Source organism: Enterobacter sp. DN (assembly GCF_046054285.1).
In the GTDB taxonomy this organism is placed as follows: domain Bacteria; phylum Pseudomonadota; class Gammaproteobacteria; order Enterobacterales; family Enterobacteriaceae; genus Enterobacter; species Enterobacter hormaechei_C.
In genome coordinates, this window is the sequence record NZ_JBJJTG010000001.1 from 430,003 (window position 1) to 446,028 (window position 16,026).

Annotated in this window: 15 protein-coding genes; 12 read left to right on the forward strand and 3 right to left on the reverse strand. The window is 55.5% G+C overall.

Translation table 11 applies throughout. The annotated features are described in order from the left end of the window. Positions 1 to 33 precede the first annotated feature (33 nt). Positions 34 to 702 (reverse strand): phage shock protein PspA, encoded by a 669-nt coding sequence (pspA, locus tag ACJTMZ_RS01980; RefSeq protein WP_015570399.1) that lies wholly within the window; start codon positions 700 to 702, stop codon positions 34 to 36. A 151-nt stretch (positions 703 to 853) separates the two neighbouring features. Between pspA and pspF the strand changes: the two genes are divergently transcribed. The 6 genes from pspF to sapF all read left to right on the forward strand — a co-directional run bounded on the left by pspF (position 854) and on the right by sapF (position 7,214). Beyond that, positions 854 to 1,846 (forward strand): phage shock protein operon transcriptional activator, encoded by a 993-nt coding sequence (pspF, locus tag ACJTMZ_RS01985; protein WP_162184611.1) that lies wholly within the window; start codon positions 854 to 856, stop codon positions 1,844 to 1,846. Between the two features lie 88 nt (positions 1,847 to 1,934). Continuing rightward, on the forward strand, positions 1,935 to 3,575 hold the full coding sequence (gene sapA, locus ACJTMZ_RS01990; RefSeq protein ID WP_017383082.1) for an ABC transporter substrate-binding protein SapA: 1,641 nt from the start codon (positions 1,935 to 1,937) through the stop codon (positions 3,573 to 3,575). Continuing rightward, on the forward strand, positions 3,572 to 4,537 hold the full coding sequence (sapB, locus tag ACJTMZ_RS01995; RefSeq protein ID WP_017383081.1) for a putrescine export ABC transporter permease SapB: 966 nt from the start codon (positions 3,572 to 3,574) through the stop codon (positions 4,535 to 4,537). The genes sapA and sapB overlap by 4 nt, the downstream gene beginning before the upstream one ends. Further along, on the forward strand, positions 4,524 to 5,414 hold the full coding sequence (gene sapC, locus ACJTMZ_RS02000) for a putrescine export ABC transporter permease SapC (RefSeq protein ID WP_003856843.1): 891 nt from the start codon (positions 4,524 to 4,526) through the stop codon (positions 5,412 to 5,414). Before sapB ends, sapC begins: the two co-directional genes overlap by 14 nt. Beyond that, positions 5,414 to 6,406, forward strand: a complete 993-nt coding sequence (sapD, locus tag ACJTMZ_RS02005) for a putrescine export ABC transporter ATP-binding protein SapD (protein ID WP_003856840.1) — start codon at positions 5,414 to 5,416, stop codon at positions 6,404 to 6,406. The genes sapC and sapD overlap by 1 nt, the downstream gene beginning before the upstream one ends. A 1-nt stretch (position 6,407) precedes the next feature. Further along, positions 6,408 to 7,214 (forward strand): putrescine export ABC transporter ATP-binding protein SapF, encoded by an 807-nt coding sequence (gene sapF / locus ACJTMZ_RS02010; RefSeq protein ID WP_003856838.1) that lies wholly within the window; start codon positions 6,408 to 6,410, stop codon positions 7,212 to 7,214. Here the strand turns inward: sapF and ACJTMZ_RS02015 are convergent. Then, positions 7,211 to 7,801, reverse strand: a complete 591-nt coding sequence (locus ACJTMZ_RS02015) for a TetR/AcrR family transcriptional regulator (RefSeq protein ID WP_047637226.1) — start codon at positions 7,799 to 7,801, stop codon at positions 7,211 to 7,213. The two genes, sapF and ACJTMZ_RS02015, sit on opposite strands and share 4 nt — an antisense overlap. A gap of 132 nt (positions 7,802 to 7,933) precedes the next feature. Between ACJTMZ_RS02015 and ACJTMZ_RS02020 the strand changes: the two genes are divergently transcribed. From ACJTMZ_RS02020 to pdeR, 5 genes are all read left to right on the forward strand, one after another. Continuing rightward, the gene (locus ACJTMZ_RS02020) at positions 7,934 to 8,335 is read left to right on the forward strand and encodes a RidA family protein (protein ID WP_063138308.1); all 402 of its coding nucleotides are present in this window, start codon (positions 7,934 to 7,936) and stop codon (positions 8,333 to 8,335) included. Between the two features lie 280 nt (positions 8,336 to 8,615). Continuing rightward, positions 8,616 to 9,404 (forward strand): enoyl-ACP reductase FabI, encoded by a 789-nt coding sequence (gene fabI, locus ACJTMZ_RS02025; protein WP_003856831.1) that lies wholly within the window; start codon positions 8,616 to 8,618, stop codon positions 9,402 to 9,404. 147 nt (positions 9,405 to 9,551) lie between these two features. Further along, positions 9,552 to 10,538, forward strand: coding sequence for a CMD domain-containing protein (locus tag ACJTMZ_RS02030; protein WP_180260692.1), 987 nt, complete (start codon positions 9,552 to 9,554; stop codon positions 10,536 to 10,538). A gap of 88 nt (positions 10,539 to 10,626) precedes the next feature. Beyond that, on the forward strand, positions 10,627 to 12,561 hold the full coding sequence (locus ACJTMZ_RS02035) for an exoribonuclease II (RefSeq protein ID WP_017384207.1): 1,935 nt from the start codon (positions 10,627 to 10,629) through the stop codon (positions 12,559 to 12,561). 204 nt (positions 12,562 to 12,765) lie between these two features. Next, positions 12,766 to 14,757 carry a cyclic di-GMP phosphodiesterase gene (pdeR, locus tag ACJTMZ_RS02040; RefSeq protein WP_047365576.1) on the forward strand — a complete coding sequence of 664 codons (1,992 nt, stop codon included), beginning with the start codon at positions 12,766 to 12,768 and terminating at the stop codon, positions 14,755 to 14,757. Here pdeR and ACJTMZ_RS02045 read toward each other — a convergent pair. After that, positions 14,754 to 15,623 (reverse strand): crotonase/enoyl-CoA hydratase family protein, encoded by an 870-nt coding sequence (locus tag ACJTMZ_RS02045; protein ID WP_252010636.1) that lies wholly within the window; start codon positions 15,621 to 15,623, stop codon positions 14,754 to 14,756. The two genes, pdeR and ACJTMZ_RS02045, sit on opposite strands and share 4 nt — an antisense overlap. Positions 15,624 to 15,814: 191 nt before the next feature. Between ACJTMZ_RS02045 and ACJTMZ_RS02050 the strand changes: the two genes are divergently transcribed. Next, entirely contained in the window at positions 15,815 to 15,997 is a 183-nt protein-coding gene (locus ACJTMZ_RS02050; RefSeq protein WP_073971609.1) for a hypothetical protein, read from the forward strand. The last annotated feature ends 29 nt before the right edge of the window (positions 15,998 to 16,026 follow it).

Consider the following 16,026-nt stretch of genomic DNA (forward strand, 5'->3'; position numbering starts at 1 on the left):
ACGATGCGGCACGCTCAGGTGCCGCAGGAATTATTATTGGTTGTCTTGTTTCATTTTGGCTTTCAGCGCAGCCAGTTGCTCGCTAATTTCATCATCGGCCTTCAGGTCAGCAAACTGCTGATCGAGGGTTTTCTGTTTACCGATGCTGTGGCTCTCGGCTTCAGCTTCCATGTGGTCGATACGACGTTCAAACGATTCGAAACGCGCCATCGCTTCATCCAGCTTGCCGCTGTCCAGCTGGCGACGCACGTCGCGGGACGAGCTTGCAGCCTGGTGGCGCAGCGCCAGCGCCTGTTGACGTGCACGGGTTTCGCTGAGTTTGTTTTCAAGCTCACCAATCTCTTTCTTCATACGCGCCAGAGTATCATCCACCAGCGTCACTTCGTGTTCCAGCGTGGCAACCATGTCGGTCAGCTTCTGCTTCTCAATCAGCGCAGCGCGAGCCAGATCTTCTTTATCTTTACGCAGCGCCAGTTCCGCTTTTTCCTGCCATTCGTTAAGCTGGGCAGTTGCCTGCTCGATACGACGCGTTAACTGCTTTTTCTCTGCCAGCGCGCGGGCGGAGGTGGAGCGTACTTCAACCAGCGTGTCTTCCATCTCCTGAATCATCAGGCGCACCAGCTTCTGCGGATCTTCCGCTTTCTCCAGCAGCGAGTTGATGTTGGCGTTCACGATGTCGGCAAAACGAGAAAAAATACCCATAATTCAATCCTCATAGTTCTGTTATCGGGCGATGCCCTGCTGAGTAGTTAATACAAATCCCATGCCAACTTTTTATCTTATTGATTTTACTGAGTGTGATTGATATTTATCCAGCCAGCGGCTATTCTCACCTGGTGAATATCACTAAGGAGTGGTTAATTTCATCATGGCTGAATATAAAGATAATTTGCTTGGCGAGGCCAACAGCTTCCTGGAAGTGCTTGAACAGGTATCGCGCCTCGCGCCACTGAATAAACCGGTGCTGATTATCGGTGAGCGCGGAACGGGTAAAGAACTTATCGCTAACCGCCTGCACTTTCTGTCTGGCCGCTGGGACGGCCCTTTTATTTCCCTTAACTGCGCGGCGCTGAATGAAAACCTGCTCGACACCGAGCTGTTTGGTCATGAAGCTGGCGCCTTCACCGGCGCACAAAAACGCCATCCCGGACGCTTTGAGCGCGCCGATGGCGGAACGCTCTTTCTCGACGAGCTGGCGACCGCGCCGATGCTGGTGCAGGAAAAGCTGCTGCGCGTCATTGAGTACGGTGAACTGGAACGCGTTGGCGGCAGTCAGCCGCTCCAGGTCAACGTTCGCCTGGTGTGCGCCACCAACGCCGACCTGCCCGCGATGGTGGCTGAGGACAAATTCCGCGCCGACCTGCTGGACAGGCTGGCTTTCGATGTCGTTCAGCTGCCGCCGCTGCGGGAGCGGCGCAGCGATATCATGCTGCTGGCCGATCAGTTTGCCATTCAGATGTGCCGGGAACTGGGTCTGCCTCTCTTTCCGGGCTTCAGCGAACGGGCCACCGGGACCCTGCTCGGTTACCACTGGCCGGGCAATATTCGTGAACTGAAAAACGTGGTGGAACGGTCGGTTTACCGGCATGGCAGCAGCGAGACCGAACTTGACAACATTATTCTCGATCCGTTTCGGCGCGAGGAGAAACAGCCCCCAGCTCCGGCGACGCGCCAGCAGGCTCCGGCGTTGCCGCTCGATTTACGCCAGTTCCAGCATCAGCAGGAGCAACAGCTGCTTGAGCAGAGCCTGAAAGAGGCGAAATATAATCAGAAACGGGCGGCTGAACTGCTGGGCCTGACCTACCATCAGTTAAGGGCATTGCTCAAAAAACATCAAATGCGCTGACATTATCAGCACTTACCCCCAGACATTTTTACGAAGCAGGCGTAAGTGCGATACACTTTGCAGATCGAATCTAAAAACCTTAAAAACTATGCGCCTGGTTTTATCGTCCCTGTTTGCACTCGGTTTGTTCAGCAATCTGGCCTTTGCTGCGCCCGATCGCGCTGTGCCTCCTGATATCCGTGATAGTGGTTTCGTCTACTGCGTCAGCGGTCAAGTTGATATTTTTAATCCGCAAAAAGCGGGGAGCGGCCTGATTGTCGATACGCTGGCCGCACAGCTCTACGATCGCCTGCTCGACGTCGATCCTTATACCTATCGGCTGGTTCCGGAGCTTGCTGAAAGTTGGGAAGTGCTTGATAACGGCGCCACATACCGCTTTCGTCTACGCGATGATGTCGCATTTCAGCACACCCCGTGGTTTACCCCAACCCGTAAGCTCAACGCGGATGACGTGGTTTTCACCTTCCAGCGCATATTCAACCGCAATCATCCGTGGCATAACGTTAATGGCGGGAACTTCCCCTATTTCGACAGTCTGCAATTCGCGGACTCGGTCAAAAGCGTTCGCAAACTGGATAACCGTACGGTTGAGTTTCGTCTGAATCGCCCGGATGCCTCCTTCCTCTGGCATCTGGCGACGCACTACGCCTCGGTCATGTCAGCCGAATACGCGGATCAGCTGACGAAAAAGGATCGTCAGGAACGTCTCGATCGTGAGCCTGTAGGCACCGGTCCGTTCCAGTTAGCAGAGTACCGCGCCGGACAATACATTCGCCTGCAACGCCACGATCGTTTCTGGCGCGGCAAGCCGCTGATGCCGCAGGTTATTGTTGATCTGGGTTCAGGTGGAACAGGCCGACTCTCCAAACTGCTGACCGGCGAGTGCGACGTGCTTGCCTGGCCTGCGGCCAGCCAGTTGACCATTTTGCGCGACGACCCACGCCTGCGCCTGACCCTGCGCCCGGGCATGAACATCGCTTATCTGGCGTTTAACACCGATAAGCCGCCGCTGAATAATCCGGCCGTGCGCCATGCGCTGGCGTTAGCGATCAACAACCAGCGTCTGATGCAGTCGATTTACTACGGTACCGCGGAAACCGCCGCCTCTATTCTTCCGCGCGCCTCCTGGGCCTATGACGGCGAGGCGAAGATTACGGAATATAATCCGGCGAAAGCGCGCGAACAGCTTAAAGCGCTGGGGGCAGAAAACCTGACGCTACAGCTGTGGGTGCCCACCAGCTCTCAGGCGTGGAACCCCAGCCCGCTGAAAACGGCGGAGCTGTTGCAGGCTGATATGGCGCAGGTGGGCGTTAAGGTGATCATCGTGCCTGTCGAAGGCCGTTTCCAGGAGGCGCGTCTGATGGACATGAATCACGACTTAACGCTGGCTGGCTGGTCCACCGACAGTAACGACCCGGACAGCTTCTTCCGTCCGCTGCTGAGCTGTGCGGCAATCAACTCCCAGACCAACTACGCCCACTGGTGTAACCGGGAATTTGATGCCGTGCTGCAAAAAGCGCTGGCGTCTCAACAGCTTGCCTCACGCATTGAGGCCTACGATGAAGCGCAAAATATTCTGGCCAGAGAACTTCCCGTGTTGCCACTTGCCTCTTCCCTGCGCCTCCAGGCCTACCGTTACGATATTAAAGGGCTGGTACTCAGCCCGTTTGGTAACGCCTCCTTCGCGGGCGTGACCCGTGAGAAAGAACAAGAGGTGAAGAAACCATGATTATATTTACCTTGCGTCGGCTGCTGTTACTGCTGGTGACCCTGTTCTTCCTGACCTTTGTCGGCTTTAGCCTGAGCTACTTTACGCCGCACGCCCCGCTTCAGGGCTCATCTCTCTGGGACGCCTGGCTGTTCTGGTTTAATGGCCTGCTGCACTGGGATTTTGGCGTGTCCAGCATCAACGGACAGCTCATCTCCGAACAGCTGAAAGTGGTTTTCCCGGCCACCATGGAGCTGTGTATACTTGCCTTTGGCTTTGCCCTCATGGTGGGGATCCCGGTGGGAATGCTGGCGGGAATTTATCGTAATAAATGGCAGGATAAATTTATTAGTGCGCTTGCCTTAATTGGCTTTTCCATCCCTGTTTTCTGGCTGGCGCTGCTGCTTACCCTCTTCTTCTCACTGACGTTAGGCTGGCTGCCGGTATCTGGCCGTTTTGACCTGCTGTATAACGTGCAAACGGTGAGCGGCTTCGCCATCGTTGACGCCTGGCTTTCTGATTCAGTCTGGCGCGACGAAATGATCGTGAGCGCGCTGCGCCACATGGTGCTGCCAGTGCTTACGCTGGCCGTCGCGCCGACGACCGAAGTGATCCGCCTGATGCGCATCAGCACTATCGACGTCTTCGATCAAAACTATGTGAAAGCCGCCGCCACGCGCGGACTGTCTCGCCTGACGATTTTACGTCGCCATGTGCTGCACAATGCGTTGCCCCCCGTAATCCCACGTCTTGGGCTGCAATTCTCAACCATGCTGACGCTGGCAATGATCACCGAGATGGTTTTCAGCTGGCCGGGCCTTGGGCGCTGGATGATCAACGCCATTCGCCAGCAGGATTACGCGGCGATCTCCGCCGGCGTGATGGTGATTGGCTCGCTGGTCATTATTGTTAACGTTATTTCCGATATCTTGGGTGCCATGGCCAACCCATTGAAGCATAAGGAATGGTATGCCTTACGATAACGTCTACAGCGAAAAGCGCACGCCCGGTGCGCTACGCACCGTGTGGCGTAATTTTTACGGCGACACCACGGCGATGATCGGCTTTTACGGCTGCATTGGCCTCGTGTTGCTGTGCGTTTTGGGTTCGTGGTTTGCACCGTATGGCATCGATCAGCAGTTCCTTGGCTATCAGCTTTTACCGCCGTCGTGGTCGCGCTACGGGGAGGTTTCGTTCTTCCTGGGGACTGACGATCTCGGACGCGACGTGCTAAGTCGTTTGCTGAGCGGCGCCGCACCTACGGTAGGCGGCGCGTTCGTGGTCACCCTGGCTGCCGCGATCTGCGGCCTGGCGCTGGGCATTTTTGCCGGCTCAACCCACGGGCTGCGGTCGGCTGTGCTTAATCATATTCTTGATACCCTGCTCTCTATTCCTTCGCTGCTGCTGGCGATTATCGTCGTGGCCTTCGCGGGGCCGCACCTCACCCATGCGATGTTCGCCGTCTGGCTGGCCATTCTGCCGCGCATGGTGCGTTCGGTTTACAGCCTGGTTCACGACGAGCTGGAGAAAGAGTATGTCGTCGCCGCCCGTCTGGATGGCGCCACCACGTTTAATATTTTGTGGTTTGCCGTGCTGCCTAACATTGCCGCCGGGCTGGTGACGGAGATCACCCGCGCCCTGTCGATGGCGATTCTGGATATCGCAGCGCTGGGCTTCCTGGACCTTGGCGCGCAGCTCCCCTCCCCGGAATGGGGCGCCATGCTCGGCGATGCGCTGGAGCTGATTTACGTTGCGCCGTGGACGGTCATGCTGCCGGGCGCGGCCATCATGGTGAGCGTGCTGCTCGTTAACCTGCTGGGCGACGGGATCCGCCGCGCAATCAATGCGGGGGTGCAATAATGCCGTTACTCGATATCCGCAACCTCACGATCGAAATTAAAACGGGCGAAGGCTGGGTCAAGGCCGTGGATCGCATCAGTATTACGCTTGCAGAGGGCGAAATCCGCGGGCTGGTGGGCGAATCGGGTTCGGGGAAAAGTCTGATCGCCAAGGCCATTTGCGGCGTGGCGAAGGACAACTGGCGGGTGACCGCCGATCGTATGCGCTTCGACGACATCGATCTGTTGCGTCTCTCCCCGCGCGAACGCCGTAAACTGGTGGGCCATAACGTCTCGATGATTTTCCAGGAGCCGCAATCCTGTCTCGACCCGTCCGAGCGCGTAGGGAAACAGCTGATGCAGAACATTCCCGGCTGGACCTATAAAGGCCGCTGGTGGCAACGTTTCGGCTGGCGTAAACGCCGTGCCATTGAGCTGTTGCACCGTGTCGGGATCAAAGACCATAAAGACGCGATGCGCAGTTTCCCCTACGAACTGACCGACGGTGAATGCCAGAAAGTGATGATTGCCATCGCCCTGGCGAATCAGCCGCGTCTGCTGATTGCGGACGAACCAACGAACGCGATGGAGCCAACCACCCAGGCCCAGATTTTCCGCCTGCTCACGCGTCTGAACCAGAATAACAACACCACCATTTTGCTGATCAGCCACGACCTGCAAATGCTGAGCAAGTGGGCGGATAAAATTGACGTAATGTATTGCGGCCAGACGGTAGAAACCGCGCCAAGCGAAGACCTGGTGACGACGCCGCATCATCCCTACACGCAGGCGCTGATCAGGGCGATCCCGGACTTTGGCAGCGCGATGCCGCACAAAAGCCGGCTGAATACACTGCCTGGCGCGATACCGCTGCTGGAATCGCTGCCCATTGGCTGCCGTCTGGGTCCGCGTTGCCCGTATGCTCAGCGCAAATGCATTGAAACACCGCGCCTGACAGGGCCGAAAAACCATCTGTTTGCCTGTCATTTCCCGCTGAACATGGAGAGAGAGTGAAATGGTCGAAACCTTACTGGAAGTACGTAACCTGAGTAAGACCTTTCGCTATCGCACCGGCCTGTTTCACCGTCAGACCGTCGAGGCTGTTAAACCGCTGAGCTTTACGCTGCGCGAAAAGCAGACGCTGGCGATTATCGGTGAAAACGGCTCGGGCAAATCGACCCTGGCAAAAATGCTCGCGGGTATGGTCGAGCCGAGCGGCGGTGAAATACTGATTGACGATCATCCTCTGGAATTTGGGGACTACTCTTTTCGCAGTCAGCGCATCCGGATGATTTTTCAGGATCCGTCGACGTCCCTGAACCCGCGTCAGCGTATTTCCCAGATTCTGGATTTCCCGCTGCGGTTGAATACCGACCTGGAGCCGGAAGCGCGTCGCAAACGGATTGTCGAAACCCTGCGTCTGGTAGGCCTCCTGCCCGACCATGTCAGCTATTACCCGCACATGCTGGCCCCTGGCCAAAAACAGCGTCTCGGTCTGGCCCGCGCGCTGATCCTGCGCCCGAAGGTCATCATCGCCGACGAAGCGCTGGCGTCGCTGGATATGTCGATGCGTTCGCAGCTCATTAACCTGATGCTGGAGTTACAGGAAAAGCAGGGGATCTCGTATATTTACGTGACTCAGCATCTGGGCATGATGAAGCACATAAGCGACCAGGTGCTGGTGATGCACCAGGGAGAAGTTGTCGAGCGCGGCAGTACCGCTGACGTACTGGCCTCCCCGCTCCACGACCTGACAAAACGCCTGATTGCCGGACACTTTGGTGAAGCGTTGACGGCGGACGCGTGGCGTAAAGATCGTTAGCCGCTGCGTAACCCGCTTGCCAGCAGAGTAAACACCTCTATGGCATGCGGGAGGGTCTTCTGCGGTTCATCACTCGCGGCAATCAGCAGAGCCGCATTCAGCGCGGCGCCATTCAGCAGATGGGCTGCGACTCTGGCATCCATCTTTTTGATTACGTTGCACTCCATCATTTTTTCGATGGTCTGACGGGTCGACTCAAGGCAGCTGTTCTGGCTGGGCCATTGCGCCGGGTCGCCCAGAACAGCCGGACCGTCAAGAAGGACGATACGCTGAACTTCCGGAACGAGCGCCATTTTGATATAGGCGATGCCCTCCGCCAGCAGTCGCTCCCAGTCATCTTCTGCGGCGGCAGCAATCGCTTTTGCGTTTGCTGCCATTTCGCTGTCTATCTGCGCGACCACCGCCGCCAGTAATCCCTTCTTGTCGTTGAAATTATGATATAGCGCGCCGCGTGTTAACCCCACGCTTGCCGTGAGTTCATCCATTGACGCTGCGGCATAGCCTTTTTCAGCAAATGCCTTTCGCGCCGCCTGAATCATTTTCTCGCGATTTTCCTGGGCCGTTTCAGCGCGACGTTTTGTAACCATGGGACTTCCTTCATTAAGCGGTAATTATAATTTTACATACGCAGCGTATGTGGATTACATTTTTGACATACATCGCGTATGTTACTTCTACTGTGCAACCACAACAATACCCCTGACAGAAAAGGAAAAGCCATGCATCCACGTGATCCCGTTTTCCCGGCTAATCGCCATGCCCTCTATGAAGAGCATGGCTATTCAGCTGCAATCCGCTCTGGCGATCTGTTATTTGTTTCCGGTCAGGTTGGCAGCCGCAGCGATGGCACACCTGAACCCGACTTTCCCGCTCAGGTGCAGCTGGCGTTCGATAATTTACGGGCGATCCTGGCAGCCGCGGGATGTACTTTTGACGATCTGATTGATGTCACGACGTTTCATACCGATCCTGAAAACCAGTTCCCCGTTATCATGGAGGCGAAAAAACTGGCATTTCCCCACGCTCCTTACCCAAACTGGACAGCAATAGGCGTTAACTGGCTTGCGGGTTTTGATTTCGAAATTAAGGTTATCGCCAGAATCCCCTCGTCAGCGAATTAAGATCCGGCTGTATAAGCGTGAAGCTCCGGGCAGTCTCTGGTTGGATGAGGCGAACCCCGCGTGCGGTGATATACTGCTGGGATACACACGAAACAGCCTGATGAAGAGACAGTTCGACCTCTTCCGTGAGCCCATTCACGGCGCAGGAGCAAGAAATATCGTGACACAAGGGGCTGTGAGTGGGCTATAATTTCGAGCTAATTTCGAATGATTTTGAAATACTGCCTGTAACGCTATGAATTACAAGGCAAAATAAGCAATGAATATAAGGATTAAAGCTATGGGTTTTCTTTCCGGTAAGCGCATTCTGGTGACTGGCGTTGCCAGCAAACTGTCCATCGCATACGGCATCGCACAGGCAATGCATCGCGAAGGCGCTGAGCTGGCGTTCACCTACCAGAACGACAAGCTGAAAGGCCGTGTTGAAGAATTTGCCGCGCAGCTGGGTTCCAGCATTGTTCTGGAATGTGACGTTGCACAAGACGAAAGCATTGATGGCATGTTTGCTGAACTGGCAAAAGCATGGCCGAAATTCGACGGTTTTGTTCACTCCATCGGCTTCGCTCCTGGCGACCAGCTGGACGGCGACTACGTGAACGCGGTTACCCGTGATGGCTTCAAAATCGCCCACGACATCAGCTCCTACAGCTTCGTTGCAATGGCAAAATCCTGCCGCGCGATGCTGAACCCGGGCGCAGCCCTGCTGACTCTGTCCTACCTCGGCGCAGAACGTGCTATCCCTAACTACAACGTTATGGGTCTGGCGAAAGCATCTCTGGAAGCCAACGTGCGCTACATGGCGAACGCGATGGGTCCTGAAGGCGTGCGTGTTAACGCTATTTCTGCGGGTCCAATCCGTACCCTGGCCGCTTCCGGTATCAAAGATTTCCGTAAAATGCTGGCACACTGCGAAGCGGTTACCCCGATTCGTCGTACCGTTACCATCGAAGATGTGGGTAACTCTGCGGCATTCCTGTGCTCTGACCTTTCCGCGGGCATCTCCGGCGAAGTGGTTCACGTTGACGGCGGCTTCAACATCGCTGCAATGAACGAGCTGGAAATCAAATAAGCTTGTCACTCTCTTCCCGCCAGGGAAGAGAGTTTCCTCCCGCCCCTCGTTATTCCGTTCAGCTATTTGTTATCACCTAACAATATTTTTCCCCTCATCCGCCTTACGCCAGGATATTGATCGCCATTTTGAGATCAAGGAACGCCCATGGAACAACGCCGTTTTTCCGGCAAAGGCCACTGGTATCATGAAACCCAGTCGAATCATTCGCAGACGGACGTTCTGCCGCTGGTGCCCGAAGCCGCTAACGTCGACGACCGTTTTTTGCTCGATTTAGCCCTGCCCGATGACATTCTCGCAAGCTGTGCTGGTTGGCTTACGCCTGCCCGAACCCTCTGTCATCTTTTGTTCCCACTTGATACTCCCGTGAACCGTCTGCATACGCTCAGCGCCTACGACAGGCTGAGCACGGCATTAACGGTTGCCCAGGCGTGTGGCGTTCAGCGGCTCTGTAACCACTACGCTGCTCTGCTCGCCCCTCTTCCGGGGCCGGACTCCTCCCGGGAAAGCAATCGACGCCTTGCAGAAATTACCCAGTATGCCCGCCAGTTAGCCAGCTCACCCGATGTCATCGATGATAAAGCCCAAAACCAGCTTGATGAGGTTGGACTCACAACGTATGACATTGTGCTTATCAACCAGATCATCGGCTTTGTCGGTTTTCAGGCGCGAGTTGTCGCGGTATTTCAGGCATTGCTTGGCCATCCGGTACGCTGGCTGCCCGGGCACCACATTCAGCCCCATACGCTGCCGGTCAGCTTCAGCAGATGGACCGCCACGCTACCCGCGGTTGAGCTAAAATATGCCAGTGCGCTTCAGCTTGAGGCGCTCTCACGCTGGCAGGCGGAACCGGCGCTTGAAGCGCTTACTCCTGCGCTGTGTCATGAGCCGATGCTGCTTGATCTGACGGGCGAAATTCTGCTTAACCATCCGCGAAGTGAAGGTCCCGCGTCTTCGATGCTCTCAGCCGCTCGTGCGCTGCTTGTCGCCTCTCCGGATCGCTTTAGCGCCGCCCAGTTAACGCCCCTGACCGGGTCAGGTCTCCCGCCAGAGAAGGCCATCAACCTGCTTACCCGAGATGCATTTTATGGCTGGCTGGACCGTCTGCGCGTGGCGCTCGGCAAAGAGGAATAACCATACTCTTTACCTAAAGAGCGCTTGCTGTAGCAGTGAGATTCGCGTAAAACTGTCAGCCGCTCAATGGCTACGAAAATAGAACATTATGTTTCAGGACAACCCGCTGCTAGCGCAGCTTAAACAGCAACTGCATTCCCAGACGCCGCGTGCAGAAGGGGTCGTAAAAGCCACGGAAAAGGGCTTTGGCTTTCTTGAAGTTGACGGGCAGAAGAGCTACTTCATTCCGCCTCCTCAGATGAAGAAAGTGATGCATGGCGACCGCATTTCGGCCGTTATTCATACCGAAAAGGAACGAGAGTCTGCCGAGCCGGAAGCACTGATCGAACCTTTCCTGACCCGCTTTGTCGGGAAAGTGCATAAAAAAGACGATCGTCTTTCTGTCGTGCCGGACCATCCTCTCCTGAAAGATGCTATTCCGTGCCGCGCCGCGCGTGGCGTTGAGCATGATTTTGTTGAGGGTGACTGGGCGGTTGCTGAGATGCGCCGTCATCCTTTAAAAGGCGATCGCGGTTTCTACGCCGAGCTTACCCAATACATTACCTTCGGCGACGACCATTTCGTCCCATGGTGGGTGACGCTGGCGCGCCACAACCTCGAAAAAGAAGCGCCTGAGGGCGTGGCGACTGAAATGCAGGACGAAGGTCTGGAACGTCGCGATCTGACGGCGCTGGACTTTGTCACCATCGACAGCGCCAGCACCGAGGATATGGACGATGCGCTGTATGCCGAAGAGACAGCCGATGGCAAACTGCATCTGACCGTCGCCATTGCCGACCCTACCGCATGGATTGTCGAAGGCAGCAAGCTGGACGAGATGGCCAAAGTGCGTTCGTTCACCAACTATCTGCCGGGCTTTAACATTCCGATGCTGCCGCGTGAACTCTCCGACGATCTTTGCTCGCTGCGTGCGCATGAAGTGCGTCCGGTGCTGGCCTGTCGGATGACCATTGCGGCTGACGGTACCATTGAAGAAGATATTGAATTCTTCGCCGCCACCATCGAATCCAAAGCCAAGCTGGCCTATGACGACGTGTCCGACTGGCTGGAAAACACGGGCAGCTGGAAACCTGAGTCCGACAACATTGCCGCACAAATTCGTCTGCTGCACCGCGTCTGCCTGAGCCGCAGCGAATGGCGTCAAACTCACGCGCTGGTCTTCAAAGATCGTCCGGACTACCGTTTTGTGCTGGGTGAAAAAGGTGAAGTGCTGAATATCGTCGCTGAGCCGCGCCGTATTGCCAACCGCATCGTTGAAGAAGCGATGATATCCGCCAACATTTGTGCCGCCCGCGTGCTGCGCGACAAATTAGGCTTTGGCATTTACAACGTGCACACCGGGTTTGATCCGGCGAACACCGAAGCGCTGGCTGCCCTGCTGAAAACCCATGACGTACACGTCGATCCTGAGGAAGTGCTGACCCTGCAAGGTTTCTGCAAACTGCGCCGCGAGCTGGACGCGCAGCCTTCAGGGTTCCTTGACAGCCGTATTCGCCGCTTCCAGTCCTTTGCGGAAATCAGCACCGAGCCAGGCCCGCACTTCGGCCTTGGCCTTGAGGCTTACGCGACCTGGACCTCCCCGATCCGTAAGTACGGCGATATGGTTAACCATCGTCTGCTGAAAGCGATCATCAAAGGGGAATCTGTTGCCCGCCCACAGGATGATACGACGTTGCAGATGGCAGAACGTCGCCGTCTCAACCGTATGGCGGAGCGTGATGTCGGCGACTGGTTATACGCGCGCTTCCTGAATGATAAGGCAGGGACTGACACCCGTTTCCCGGCTGAAATCATTGACATCAGCCGCGGCGGTATGCGCGTTCGTCTGGTGGATAATGGCGCCGTTGCCTTTATTCCTGCCCCGTTCCTGCATGCCGTTCGCGACGAACTGGTTTGTAGCCAGGAAAACGGGACCGTGCAAATTAAAGGCGAAACGGTTTACAAGGTCACTGACGTGATTGATGTCACCATCGCTGAAGTGCGCATGGAAACCCGCAGTATTATCGCGCGCCCTGTCGCCTGATAACCGCGTAAACTTCCGGCCGTTCCGTTAAGGGGTGGCCGGGAGTTCTCTTCTGTATTATCTCCCGCAAAATCATCGTTTTTTCTCACACTTTTCTGTTTCCCATCGCCACATTTCGCCAGAATTATCTACAGTAAAAGAGAGCCGTCATTGTCGACTGCAAATGAATAATTTGTGCGCTACTCAGCAGCCGCGGGAGAAAACGTGATGGACGATCTGGAGCAGAATTTGCTGTTTCGTTACATGGGTACGCATAGCCCCTGGTGGCGACTGACAGCAGACAGCAATGCTCTGCATCTTGCTGCCAGTGAAAGCGCTGACATCATTCAGGTGGTGGCGCTGGATGATGAGCAGGCCGCGCTGATCCGCCAGCTCACCGTGATAACCTCCAGCATTGCCATGACCCTGCCCTTGTACGGTGTGGACGTTCCCGTTCATCTTGTCGGCCGTAAAATTAACAAAAATGAGTGGGCAGGAACGGCATCAGCCTGGAACGATACTCCTTCCGTGGCGCGGGACCTGGCGCAGGGGCTCTCCTTCGCCGAACAGGTAGTGTCCGAGGCTAACTCCGTGATTGTGATCCTCGACCAGAACGGGAATATTCAGCGCTTCAACCGTTTAAGTGAAGAATATACGGGCCTGAAGGAACAGGAAGTTATCGGGCAAAACGTGTTCAAACTGTTTATGAGCCGTAGCGAAGCCGCGGCCTCCAAACGCAACATCACCGGTTTTTTTCGTAACGGCAGCTCGTACGAAGTTGAACGCTGGATCAAGACCCGCAAAGGGCAGCGCCTGTTTCTCTTCAGAAATAAATTTGTTCACAGCGGCAGCGGGAAAAATGAAATCTTCCTCATCTGTTCAGGTACCGATATAACCGAAGAGCGTCGGGCCCAGGAGCGCCTGCGCGTACTCGCCAATACGGATACGATTACCGGTTTGCCTAACCGAAACGCCATCCATGAGCTGATCTCTGATGCCATCACCGCTCGGGGTGACACCCAGGTAGGCGTGGTTTATCTCGATCTGGATAACTTTAAAAAAGTGAACGATGCCTATGGGCATATGTTTGGCGACCAGCTGCTACAGGCCGTTGCGCTGGCGATCCTGAGCTGCCTGGACGAAGGACAAACCCTGGCGCGCCTGGGTGGGGATGAGTTTATCGTGCTGGCCACCGATACCTCGCAGGGCGCGCTGGAAGCCATGGCATCGCGCATACTGACCCGACTTCGTCAGCCTTTCCGCATCGGGCTGATAGAGGTTTACACCGGCTGCTCGCTGGGCATCGCGCTTGCGCCCCAGCACGGTAACGATCGCGAAAGCGTCATTCGTAATGCCGACACCGCCATGTACACCGCCAAAGAAAATGGCCGGGGCAAATTCTGCGTCTTCTCGCCAGAGATGAACCAGCGCGTATTTGAATACCTGTGGCTGGATACCAACCTGCGTAAAGCGCTGGATAACGATCAGCTGTTAATCCACTACCAGCCCAAAATAACCTGGCGCGGCGAAGTCAGAAGTCTGGAGGCGCTGGTGCGCTGGCAGTCGCCAGAGCGTGGCCTGATCCCGCCGATGGAATTTATCTCCTATGCTGAGGAGTCAGGGCTGATTGTGCCCCTGGGCCGCTGGGTTATGCTTGATGTGGTGCGCCAGGTGGCGAAATGGCGCGACAAGGGGATCAGCCTTCGCGTCGCGGTCAACGTCTCCGCCCGTCAGCTGGCGGACCAGACCATCTTCAGCGACCTGAAGCAGGCGCTGAAAGACCTGAGTTTTGAATACTGCCCGATTGACGTGGAATTGACCGAAAGCTGTCTCATTGAAAATGAAGAGCTGGCCCTGTCAGTGATCCAGCAGTTTAGCCGCCTGGGAGCGCAAATTCACCTGGATGACTTTGGTACGGGGTACTCTTCCCTGTCGCAGCTGGCGCGCTTCCCTATCGATGCCATTAAGCTTGACCAGGCTTTCGTGCGGGACATCCATAAGCAGTCCATTTCACAGTCGCTGGTGCGTGCGATAGTCGCCGTGGCGCAGGCGTTAAATTTGCAGGTCATTGCTGAAGGGGTGGAAAGTGCAAAAGAAGACGCCTTTCTGACGAAGAATGGCGTCAACGAACGGCAGGGTTATCTTTTTGCTAAGCCCATGCCCGCTGCCGCATTCGAGCGATGGCTAAAGCGCTATCAGGCCAGAAATGTCCGTTAGCTGGCTTTGCGTAAGCCCGTCGCCTGATGGCGATTTTGCAGCATAACCAGCCGCTCCATGTAGGCGATATCCTTCGGTTCAAGGCAGAAGGCGGCATCAACCCAATCCTCGGTAATGTCCATCAGCTCGCTTCGCGGAAGTGGCAGCACGCGCGTACGCGCACGCAGCATGGCCCTTACGCCGTTCAGCTTCGGCTGTAGCGTGTCGATAAACGTCCGCACCGAAACATAGCTCTGTAACGGCTCGAATAAGAGATCCACAAGACCATGCTGCTCATACCATTCCGCCGTATGCGTCTCACCTTTGTAGATCAGCGCCTCCGCCATTTTCATGCCGGCGCGACGCGCCACCAGTGAATAGCCGCCCATGCCCGGGAACAGATTGAACGCGATTTCCGGAAAGCCTAATCGGGCATCGCGCTGGGCCAGAATGAAATGATGCGCCAGCGCGGCTTCAAACCCGCCCCCTAACGCGCTTCCTTCCACCATAGCCAGCGTGACAGCACCGGTATCAAACCCTCGCGAGGCGGCATGAACGCACTCCACACACGCCCGGGCATAGGCGCGTAACGCTTCGCGTCGGTTGTTTTTGATGCACTCAACGAAGAACTGTAAATCACCGCCGGTATTGTAGATGTCGGGGACCAGCGATCCGGTGACCCAAAAATCAACGACAAATCCTGACTGTCGAACCAGCCAGGAGAGATTCATGATCTCCTCGATCAGCGCATGATTGAAGCAAGGCCGTGGCGTGGCACGTAACATCATCCACACCGTACGCCGTTCGGCCTCATAATAAGCCGCCAGTTGAGTGAATCGTTCAGCATCAGTAAACAATGTGCAGGTTGTCTGGTTGATAACTGTCATAGTCGAATTCCTCTCATAAAAAAGCGCGTTGCGCACAGTTTTAGACTAATCCACCCCTACAACCCGCAGCATACGGGGGCCAAATTTATCACTTTCATTTATGAACTTTGGTTATTGCATTTTTTACCTTCTCTTTTGAATCAATTTTCTGCATCATTGATAATATTAACTTTTCGCTTCAGGGTGAGCTTATGTCTAACATTGATGCAACAGCCGTGGCACAGCGTATTGATACTGTGCTGGATATTCTTGTCGCAGGCGATTATCACTCTGCTATCCGTAATCTTGAGATCCTCAAGTCTGAACTGCTGGCTGAGAACGGCGCAGAAAACGCTCCAGAATCCACTCAACCTAAAGCCCCGTGGGAAGTGTAACCACGTCGTTTTCGCCCTTGCCTTTTAAA